At 63.4% G+C, this 9,123-nt stretch carries 12 protein-coding genes; 10 read left to right on the top strand and 2 right to left on the bottom strand.

Going from position 1 to position 9,123, the window contains the following annotated elements; translation table 11 throughout:
* Window positions 1-4: 4 nt before the first annotated feature.
* A complete protein-coding gene (locus tag GGR90_RS18440; protein ID WP_167922878.1) occupies window positions 5-895 on the bottom strand; it encodes an OmpA family protein in 891 nt (296 codons plus the stop codon).
* Between the two features lie 228 nt (window positions 896-1,123).
* Window positions 1,124-1,609, bottom strand: a complete 486-nt coding sequence (locus GGR90_RS18435) for a YHS domain-containing (seleno)protein (protein WP_209023881.1) — start codon at window positions 1,607-1,609, stop codon at window positions 1,124-1,126.
* A 153-nt stretch (window positions 1,610-1,762) separates the two neighbouring features.
* Between GGR90_RS18435 and GGR90_RS18430 the strand changes: the two genes are divergently transcribed.
* The 10 genes from GGR90_RS18430 to GGR90_RS18385 all read left to right on the top strand — a co-directional run bounded on the left by GGR90_RS18430 (window position 1,763) and on the right by GGR90_RS18385 (window position 9,093).
* Window positions 1,763-2,176: a hypothetical protein gene (locus GGR90_RS18430; protein ID WP_167922877.1), complete on the top strand. Its 414-nt coding sequence runs from the start codon at window positions 1,763-1,765 to the stop codon at window positions 2,174-2,176.
* 86 nt (window positions 2,177-2,262) lie between these two features.
* Complete coding sequence (locus tag GGR90_RS18425; RefSeq protein WP_167922876.1) at window positions 2,263-2,898, top strand: YceI family protein; 636 nt, start codon at window positions 2,263-2,265, stop codon at window positions 2,896-2,898.
* Between the two features lie 62 nt (window positions 2,899-2,960).
* Entirely contained in the window at window positions 2,961-3,446 is a 486-nt protein-coding gene (locus tag GGR90_RS18420; protein ID WP_167922875.1) for a rhodanese-like domain-containing protein, read from the top strand.
* Window positions 3,447-3,649: 203 nt separating this feature from the next.
* Window positions 3,650-5,314: a 2-isopropylmalate synthase gene (gene leuA / locus GGR90_RS18415; protein WP_167922874.1), complete on the top strand. Its 1,665-nt coding sequence runs from the start codon at window positions 3,650-3,652 to the stop codon at window positions 5,312-5,314.
* Between the two features lie 66 nt (window positions 5,315-5,380).
* A complete protein-coding gene (locus tag GGR90_RS18410) occupies window positions 5,381-6,178 on the top strand; it encodes a HipA family kinase (protein WP_167922873.1) in 798 nt (265 codons plus the stop codon).
* Window positions 6,175-7,023: a DUF3037 domain-containing protein gene (locus GGR90_RS18405; RefSeq protein ID WP_167922872.1), complete on the top strand. Its 849-nt coding sequence runs from the start codon at window positions 6,175-6,177 to the stop codon at window positions 7,021-7,023. The genes GGR90_RS18410 and GGR90_RS18405 overlap by 4 nt, the downstream gene beginning before the upstream one ends.
* A gap of 95 nt (window positions 7,024-7,118) precedes the next feature.
* Window positions 7,119-8,084 carry a hypothetical protein gene (locus GGR90_RS18400; protein ID WP_167922871.1) on the top strand — a complete coding sequence of 322 codons (966 nt, stop codon included), beginning with the start codon at window positions 7,119-7,121 and terminating at the stop codon, window positions 8,082-8,084.
* Between the two features lie 302 nt (window positions 8,085-8,386).
* A complete protein-coding gene (locus GGR90_RS18395) occupies window positions 8,387-8,593 on the top strand; it encodes a cold-shock protein (protein WP_167922870.1) in 207 nt (68 codons plus the stop codon).
* 3 nt (window positions 8,594-8,596) lie between these two features.
* A complete protein-coding gene (gene infA / locus GGR90_RS18390) occupies window positions 8,597-8,854 on the top strand; it encodes a translation initiation factor IF-1 (RefSeq protein WP_167922869.1) in 258 nt (85 codons plus the stop codon).
* Window positions 8,855-8,877: 23 nt separating this feature from the next.
* A complete protein-coding gene (locus tag GGR90_RS18385; RefSeq protein WP_167922868.1) occupies window positions 8,878-9,093 on the top strand; it encodes a hypothetical protein in 216 nt (71 codons plus the stop codon).
* The last annotated feature ends 30 nt before the right edge of the window (window positions 9,094-9,123 follow it).

The following is a 9,123-nucleotide window of genomic DNA, read 5'->3' as shown; positions in this document are numbered from 1 at the left end:
AAGCTTACATGCCGTCCAGGCCCTTGCTGACCAGGATGTTCACCGCGACGCGGCGGTTCTGCGCCTTGCCCTCGGGGGTGGTGTTGTCTGCCGCCGGATCGGCTTCGGCCATGCCCGTCGGGCTCAGCATGCGATAGGGTTTCCAGCCGCAGGCCTGCTGCAGATGGTTGACCACGCGGCCGGCCCGCTTTTCGCTGAGCTCCTGGTTGAGCTCCTGGCTGCCGGTGGAATCGGTGTAGCCGACGACGAGCAGCAGCGCGTTGTCCATGCCCTCGGCCTGGTTTGCCGCGCTGCACAGATCAGCCTTCGCCTGTTCGGTCAGCACCGCCTTGCCGGTGTCGAAGTTCACGTTCGTCGTGGCTTTGACATTATACTGGTCGATGTCGCCCACGCGGCCGCGAAGCGCCTCGGTCGCCGCCGTCTGCTGCGCGAAACGCTGGTCGGTGCCGGTGTGGATCATCGACGCGGTGCGCAGGTCCTTGCTCTTGAGGTTGACCTCGTTCGCCACCAGGCCGCCATCCCATTGCAGGGTGTCGACCTCGACCGGCAGGCCGTTGAGCAGCGAATTCGCCGCGAGCTTGTCGCGGTCGAGGCCCAGAAAGCCGCCGCTGCTCTTGATCTTGGTATAGTCGGCGATCGCGATCGCCGTGTTGTTGCCGTCGGCGGTCGTCACCTGCATCCGGCCGTCGCTGCGCGCGGAGATGATGCCTTCGACCTTCGGTCCCTTGGTCATCTGATCGGGCGAAGGCAGCTGACCGTAAACGGTCGTCATCACTTCGCTATCGGACGTCTCTTGCGCCTGCTCTTGCGCCTGCGCGGTCAGGCCGCCCGTCGCCGGTGCGGCGAGCATCGCCAGCATCAGCATTGCGCCTGAACTCTTCGAAACGGCACCCATATCCTACTCCTTCAATTGAACCCAGCTGCCCCCGCAGCAAGGGCCCGCCTGCTGACGTGGCCCTTTCTGGGACATGAATACTCGCGGGCCCCGCGAAAGTTGCGCAGGTCGTCGGGGGTCCTGCACGACACGGCGATAAGGCCGTGCCGCACAATCGAAATTTTTTCGTTCGCGGATCGATGGAAGGGAACCGGGGGGATCGAAGGCGCTCCCCGGCCCCCGTCGCTCTCACTCGCCGAATTTGGCATCGTCGGGCATCGCCGCCCAATTCTTCTCTGCCGCCGCGATATGGCCCGCCCGGTCCATATCCCACTTCGCCTTCACCTCCTGGTTGAAGTTCAGGTAAAGCTTGCCGTCGACGATCGCATAGGCCAGCGGATCGCCCGTCGCGAGATAGCCGCGCGACATCGCCCACGCGCAATGCCCGCCATATCGCGGCATGAACGCCGCCGGGTCGGCGCGGAATTTCGCCGCATGTCCGGCGCTCGCGAAATGATAGATCGCGCCGTCATGCTCGACGGCAAAGGCGGCGTCGCCCTTCACCGGCACACCGTCGCCCTCGAAATAGCTCACCGCATCATAACCGCTCACCGCGATGTTGCCACCGTCAACACCGACATAGACCGGCTTGGCATAGGCCTCCGGCGTGAAAGCCGCGACCGACAGCGGCGCGAGCACCGCGGCGAGCAGCGCGAACAGGGCTTGGTTTTTCATGATCTATCTCCATCTTGGTCGCATCGGCCCCGCCGGCCTCCGTCGCCACCCAATTCGCACCGAAAGCGCAACAGGTTACGGCGACAGTTCGGCTTAGGTTCATCTGCGGCGCTTCATCTGCCATGCAGGGGACCGGGGTCTGGGAACGCGATTGTGACGAAGAAAAAAACCGGCCTCCTCCCCCTCCTCGCGGCGCTCGCCTTTACCGCGCCGGCGCTCGCGCAACAGGATGACGGCAGCCTCGCGCAGTCGAGCACGCCGCCCGAGCGCACCTCGGTTCTCTATACCTATGGCGACGAGCCCTGCCCCGAAGCGCAGGAGGGCGAGATCGTCGTCTGCGCGCAGCGGCCCGAAAGCGAACGCTATCGCGTGCCCCAGGAATTGCGCGAGGAATTGAAGGAGGAAGAGGCCGTCGGCGGCGGCAGTTGGGCCTCGAAGGTCGAAGGCTATGAAAATGTCGCGCGCGCCAGCCGCCCGAACAGCTGCTCGCCCGTCGGCAGCTACGGCTTCAGCGGCTGCGCCGCTGCGGCGCTGCGCGACTGGTTCGAAGCGCGCCGCGCGCCCTGATCAAAGAAACGCTGCGTTTCTCCGCCGCTTGTTGACGTCGTCCACCGCCTTCGCCTAGCCTCCGCCGTCCCAACAGGAGATCGCCCATGCGCCGCATTGCCCCCCTCGCCGCTATCGCCCTCATCGCCGCCGTCGCCACCCCGATCGTCCTCGCGCAGGGCGGCTCCGCCCCCGGCGCCCCCGACAAATCGCGCGTCACCGCGGGCACCTATGCCGCCGACCCCGGCCACACGATGGTCGTCTGGGAAGTCGACCATCTCGGCTTCAGCAAATATACCGGCATCTTCGGCGACGTGACCGGCACGCTGGTCATCGACCCCGCCAACCCCGCGGCCGCCAAGGTCGACGTGACGATCCCCGTCGCCAAGGTCACGACCGCCAGCGCCGGCCTGACGAGCCACCTGCTGCGCGCCGGCAAGGACGGCGGCAAGGCCGACTTCTTCGGCGCCAACCCCGCCGACGCCAAATTCGTCTCGACCAGCGTTGTGCTCGACGGCGACGAAGCCAAAGTCACCGGCAATCTCACGCTCAACGGCGTGACCAGGCCCGTCACCCTCGACGTCGATTTCCACGGCGCGGGCGTCGGCATGAACAAGAAGGAAACCGTGGGCTTCGAGGCCGAAACCACGATCAAGCGCAGCGACTTCGGCGTCTCGATGGGCATCCCCTACGTCAGCGACGCCGTCGAACTCGAAATCCACGCCGCCTTCGAAAAGCAGTAAGGCGCGTTCATCGCCGAGCCAGAAAGGTGCGCGCATGATCCCTCCTTCAAGGGAGGATCATCATGCGCAGCCTGCTTCTAGCCCTCACCCTCACCACCACGCCCGCCCTCGCGCAGGCGAACCCCCAGATCGACTATCCCGCCTTCCTGGCGCTGACCGCCAGCGTCGCCCCCGAACGCGCGCAGCGCCTCATCGCCTTCGACGCCTTCAAGGCCGAGGCCGCGAAGCCCGAAGCCCTCCTCCTCGACGCCCGCTCGAAGGACGCCTTCCAGCGCGGCCACATCCGGGGCGCGGTCAACCTCCCGCTCACCGACTTCACGGCGACAAGCCTCGCCGCGGTGATCGGCGCCAATCCCGACCGCCCCATCCTCATCTATTGCAACAATAATTTCTCGAACCACCAGAGCCCCGTGCCGCTCAAACGCGCCGCGCTCGCGCTCAATATCCAGACCTTCATCAACCTCGTCGGCTATGGCTATCCGAATGTCCGCGAACTCGCCGGCGTCGTCGATTTCACCGATCCGAAGGTCGAGTGGGTGACGGGCTGAGCCTTCCCGCGACGCAATTTTCGCGCTCCCCCCTTGCCAAGCACGACATTTTGCATCACTAGAGCGCCCATGCGCGGCAACGCCCTTCTTCTTCTGCGACTTACACGCCCTTGGGCGTGACACTGGCTGCGCGCTAGTCGCGGCCACCCGCTCAAGGGTCCGATCGACAAGCACTCGCAACCACCAGAAGAAGTTCAAACCCCATGACCATGCTCCGCGACCCGTCCGCGAAATATTCCGCCTTCCCGCAGGTTCCGCTCACGAACCGCGAATGGCCCGCCCGCGTCACCACGAGCGCGCCGATCTGGCTCTCCACCGACATGCGCGACGGCAATCAGGCGCTGATCGACCCGATGGATGCCGAGAAAAAGGCGCGCTTCTTCGACCTGCTCGTCCGCATCGGCCTCAAAGAAATCGAAGTCGGCTTCCCCAGCGCCGGCGCGACCGAGTTCGACTTCATCTCCGGCCTCGTCCGCGATGGCCGCATCCCCGAAGACGTCACCCCGCAGGTGCTGACGCAAAGCCGCGCCGACCTCATCCGCACCAGCTTCGACAGCCTCGCGGGCGCGAAGACCGCGATCGTCCACGTCTATAACGCGGTCAGCCCCGCGTGGCGCAAGATCGTCTTCGGCATGGAGATGGACGAGATCAAGGGCATCGCGATCGACGGCGCGAAGCAGCTGCGCGACAACGCCGCGCGCCTGCCCGGCACCGACTGGCGCTTCGAATACAGCCCCGAAACCTTCTCGACCGCCGAAATCGATTTCAGCATCGAGGTGTGCGAGGCGGTGATGGATATCCTCCAGCCGACCGCGGACAAGCCGATCATCCTCAACCTCCCCGCGACGGTCGAGGCCTCGACGGCGAACATCTACGCCGACCAGATCGAATATTTCTGCAAGAACCTCCCCAACCGCGACCGCGCGATCATCAGCCTGCACACCCACAACGACCGCGGCACCGGCGTCGCGGCGGCCGAGCTCGGCCTGCTCGCGGGCGCCGACCGCGTCGAGGGCTGCCTGTTCGGCAATGGCGAGCGCACCGGCAACACCTGCCTCGTCACCGTCGCGCTCAACATGTACACGCAGGGCGTCGACCCAATGCTCGACTTCTCGAACATCGACGAGGTCATCCAGACGGTCGAATATTGCAACAATTTGCCCGTCCACCCGCGCCACCCCTATGGCGGCGAGCTCGTCTACACCGCCTTTTCGGGCAGCCATCAGGACGCGATCAAGAAAGGCTTCGCCGCGCGCGAGCGCCAGAATGATCAGCGCTGGGAAGTCCCGTATCTGCCCATCGACCCCGCCGACCTCGGCCGCAGCTACGAAGCGGTGATCCGCGTCAACAGCCAGTCGGGCAAGGGCGGCGTCGCCTGGGTGCTGGAACAGGACAAGGGCCTGAAACTCCCCAAGAAAATGCAGGCGAGCTTCAGCCATGTCGTGCAGGCGGTCGCCGACAGCACGAGCCGCGAACTCGGCGCCGAGGATATCTGGCACGCCTTCGAGCGCCAATATCTGACCACCGAAGCCAAACGCTTCCAACTCGTCGACTGGTCGGAAAGCCATGCAGGAAGCGACCGCATCTTCGCCGGCAAGCTCACCATCGACGGCACCCCGCGCAGCGTCAGCGGCCGCGGCAACGGCCTGATGTCGAGCGTCATCGCCGCGCTCGCCGAAAGCGGCGGCCCCGTGATGGACATCGTCGACTATAGCGAGCACGCGATCGGCCAGGGCAGCAATGTGCAGGCCGCGGCTTACGTGGAGTGCCGCACCGCGGACGGGAAAAGCCTGTTTGGGTGCGGGCTGGATACCGACGTTGCTACGGCGAGCGTGCGGGCGATCCTTAGCGCCGCGAACGGGGCTTAAATCTAGTTTCAAGCAAAGTGCTCGACAGCTTCGTATATCAAGGTAATTAAGCCCGTAAGGGGCAACATGATCAGACATATCGAAGCTCTCGAGTATCTTGGCTTAGCGGCCGGCGGCCGGAACGAACCGTTACAGGTGACGGGCGTCGACGGAGAAGGCGAGTTACTCGATCTATACCTTAAGCCGTCCGGTCGACCCGAACTTGGATTTGAAGGCCTCTCCAACGAGCTTCTTGCAGCGATGATCGCCGGCGAGCTGGGCCTTCCAGTTTGCGAGCCCCTCATTGTCAGCATGACCCCTGAATGGATAGCAACAATTCCAGACGACAGCCTCCGAGCAGTGCTTCAGCAGAGCTGCCCTTTGGCTTTCGGGTCAAAGGGTGCTGGCAAAGGCTGGAAGCTGTGGTCCGATGGCGACACCATTTTGTCGGACCGTCGCGCGACCGCCCTTTCAATTTTCGCCTTTGACGCGTTTACCGGCAACGCCGACAGAAGAGACGTCAAACCGAATCTGTTGGTACGTGGCCCCGATCTCAGAATTATCGATCACGAACTTTGCTTTGGACTTCGAATGAAGCTGTTTCCTCGTGTAGCCCCTTGGGAGCTGGGAAACCTGTCTCATCTCACCAACGCCAACCAGCATATCCTTGGCCCATTGCTAAAGGGCAATAGGGCGCTAGACTTCGCGGCGCTACGGACACCGTGGGCCGATATCGCCGACGACCGCCTAGCCGACTTTGAGGCTTGCATTCCTATTGAATGGTCGGCAGCAGCGGCCGCGATGACTGACGCGATAACTCACGTTAAGACTGTGCGTGATAGAATCGACGACTGCCTCGTAGAAATCGAACGGACTTTGCGATGACCATCCGCAATCCATATTCATATGTGCTGCTGCGATATCGGCATGATCCGTTATCGGGCGAATTCCTCAACGTCGGCGTAATCCTTTACGCCCCGGAAACTCGTTTTCTGGGCGCAAAGATGCGCAAGACGCTCGGCAGACTTGGCAAAGCCTTTCCCGGCATTCAGAAAGCCGAGGTCACGCAGGCCTTGGGCGCAATCGAGCGCGCCATCGATCGTAAGCGCAAACAACTGAAAGAACAGTATCTTTTTGGTGATGACCTGAAGGATGCGTTGGCTATCGCTAGCTCGGTTCTTCCCGTTGATGACAGCAGCTATGTGTGGAGCCCTCTTCGCACCGGCTTGACCGATGATCCGACCAAAGCTCTTCAGATTATATACGACCGGTTCGTCTCCCAGTATGACGAAGAGAACAAGTCGGGCCGCGATGACGCCGCCGTTTGGCAGCCTGTAAAAGAGATTCTGTCCGCTCGAAACTTGATCGATCGATTGCATCCGAAAACGATCACCTCGCCCGTTGATGAGGTAGAATTCGTCAACGCGTGGAAAAATGGCGTGTGGCATTGCTATCAGCCGCTTTCGTTTGACCTCAGCACGTCTGAAGGAATCCGTGAGAAGGCAGCAAGGTGGTCGGGGCATATGACCGGCCTGTCGAAATCTGATGAACATATACAACCCTACTTCATCGTGGGCGCTCCGGCGCACGCCGAGCTTAAAAAGGATTACAGCCGGGCAATCGAGCTACTCAAGGCCAGTGCGCTAGAGCCAAGAGTATTCGAGGAAAATCAATCCGATGAGTTGGCTGATCTGATTGCCTCACAAATGAATAGGAGTGCGCGGGCCTAAACGCCAACGCAGGGGATCAAACGGAAAAACCCCTTTCCTACATTTCACCCATATGGTTCATTCTATCGGTTTCACCCAACCGAAAGGACGAATCGATGGACGTCTCCCAAAACCCCGCCGATATCCCCGCACCCGCCAGCTATCACTGGACCCTCGTGCTCCAGCGCGCGTTTCTCGAGCATCTCGCCGCCACCGGGTCGGTGAAGCTCGCCGCCCAGCGGGTGAGCATGTCGACCGGCGCGGTCTATCAGCTTCGCCAGCGGCCCGAGGGCGCCGCGTTCAAGCTCGGCTGCGGCGCGGCGGTGCTGATCGCGCGGGCGCGGCTCGCCGACGAGCTGCTCGACCGCGCGATCTGGGGGCATGAGGAGACCGCCGAGCTGATGCGCGAGGACGGCCGCAGCTATGCCAGGCGCCGCCGCCTCGACGCGCGGCTCGGCCTCGCGATGCTCGCGCGGCTCGACCGCATGGCCGAAACGCGCGCGCTCGCCGGCGAGGATATGCTCGCGCAGATCATCGCCGGCGACTGGCCGGGTTTCCTGTCGCTTTTCGACGCCGCGGCCGCCGCGCACGACGCGGAGCGGACGGAGGACCAGCCGGATCGCCATCCCGAGGGCCTCGCCGCCGCCCTCGCCCTCTGGCTCGCCGCGCGCGACGATCGGGCGAATCCGCTCGCCGCTCCCGGGCAGGACAGCGCGATCGCGAGTGAAGTTCCGCAGTTTTCCGACGATTTCGATGGTGATCGCGAAGACGCCGAAACCCCCGAACAGGCCGCCGCCGCGATGACCGTCTGGTTCGACGACCGCGCCGGCGACTGGCGCACCGACTTCCCGCCGCCCGACGGTTTTTACGGCCATGAGGAGGGCCAGTTCGGCGACCCCGCCTATGCCCGCGCGCTCGACGACGACGAGCTCGACCTCTACGCGCTGCTCCGCGATGCCCAGGCCACCCCCTTGCGCCTCGCCGGCGAAGCCGCGCGCCGCGCCTTCTTCGGCATGCCCGAACCCGCGAACGATCCGGCGCCCGATTGCGGACTGAAGGCACGGAAAGGTGCGAGCGGCTGACGCCCTCCCCACCCTGTCATCCCCGCGGAAGCGGGGACCCAGCGAAACAAGCTAAACAGCGCGGCAGCGCTGTAAGGAAACGTCGCATCTGGGTCCCCGCTTTCGCGGGCATGACAAAGGTTTGGATGCTCGAAAATCCTCCAATCTTGACTTTTTGGGAAAAACCGCCATATTCGCCAAGCTATCGTCGCCTGCGACGGAAATTTACGGCCCTTCGGGGTACTATCTTCCCTTCACACGCTACCAGCTCCGCCGGTGCTTTTGCCGGTGGATTCCCGTTTCTCGTGAAAGGAAACACTCTCATGGCCATCGGCACCGTAAAATTCTTCAACAGCGACAAGGGTTACGGCTTCATCGAAAATGAAGACGGCTCGGGCGACAGCTTCGTCCACATCACCGCGGTCCAGGCCGCGGGCATGGACACGCTCCACAAGGAACAGCGCGTCTCCTATGACCTCGAAACCGGCCGCAATGGCAAGGTTTCGGCGATCAACCTCCAGTCGGCCTGATTATTGGCCAAAGAGGAACTGATGACCTTCGAGGGGCAGATCGACGAGATCCTGCCCGACGGTCGCTTCGGCGTCGTGCTCGAAAATGGTCATCGGGTGATCGTCTATACGGCAGGCCGGATGCGGCGTTTCCGCATCCGGTCGGTCGTCGGCGACGCCGTGCGCGTCGAAATGACGCCCTATGACCTGACCAAGGGCCGCCTCGTCTACCGCGAACGCGGGGGCGCGCCGGTCGGTCCCGGCCAGCGCCAGCGGCGCTGACCCGGGCCCGTGGGGCCGGCGCCATGGCGCCGACCCTGAACGACAACGACAATGACAACAATGATTTGCAATCAAAAATAAAGATGATGAATATGTTTACCAATCAATCGATTATCCCGCGCCTCGCGGGACTCTCGCTCGCCGGCAAGGCGATCACCCTTCCCCCGGCACCGCGCCGCCGTTCGCCGACGCTGTCGCGTCGCGAACTGCGCCGCCTGATCGCCGATATGGTCGACTGACCCCAGTCGACCGACTGAAACCGAAAGGCC

The organism is Sphingopyxis italica (assembly GCF_011926545.1).
Classification (GTDB): domain Bacteria; phylum Pseudomonadota; class Alphaproteobacteria; order Sphingomonadales; family Sphingomonadaceae; genus Sphingopyxis; species Sphingopyxis italica.
Note: the sequence above shows the minus strand (reverse complement) of the source record. Positions and strands in the feature narration are given on the sequence as shown.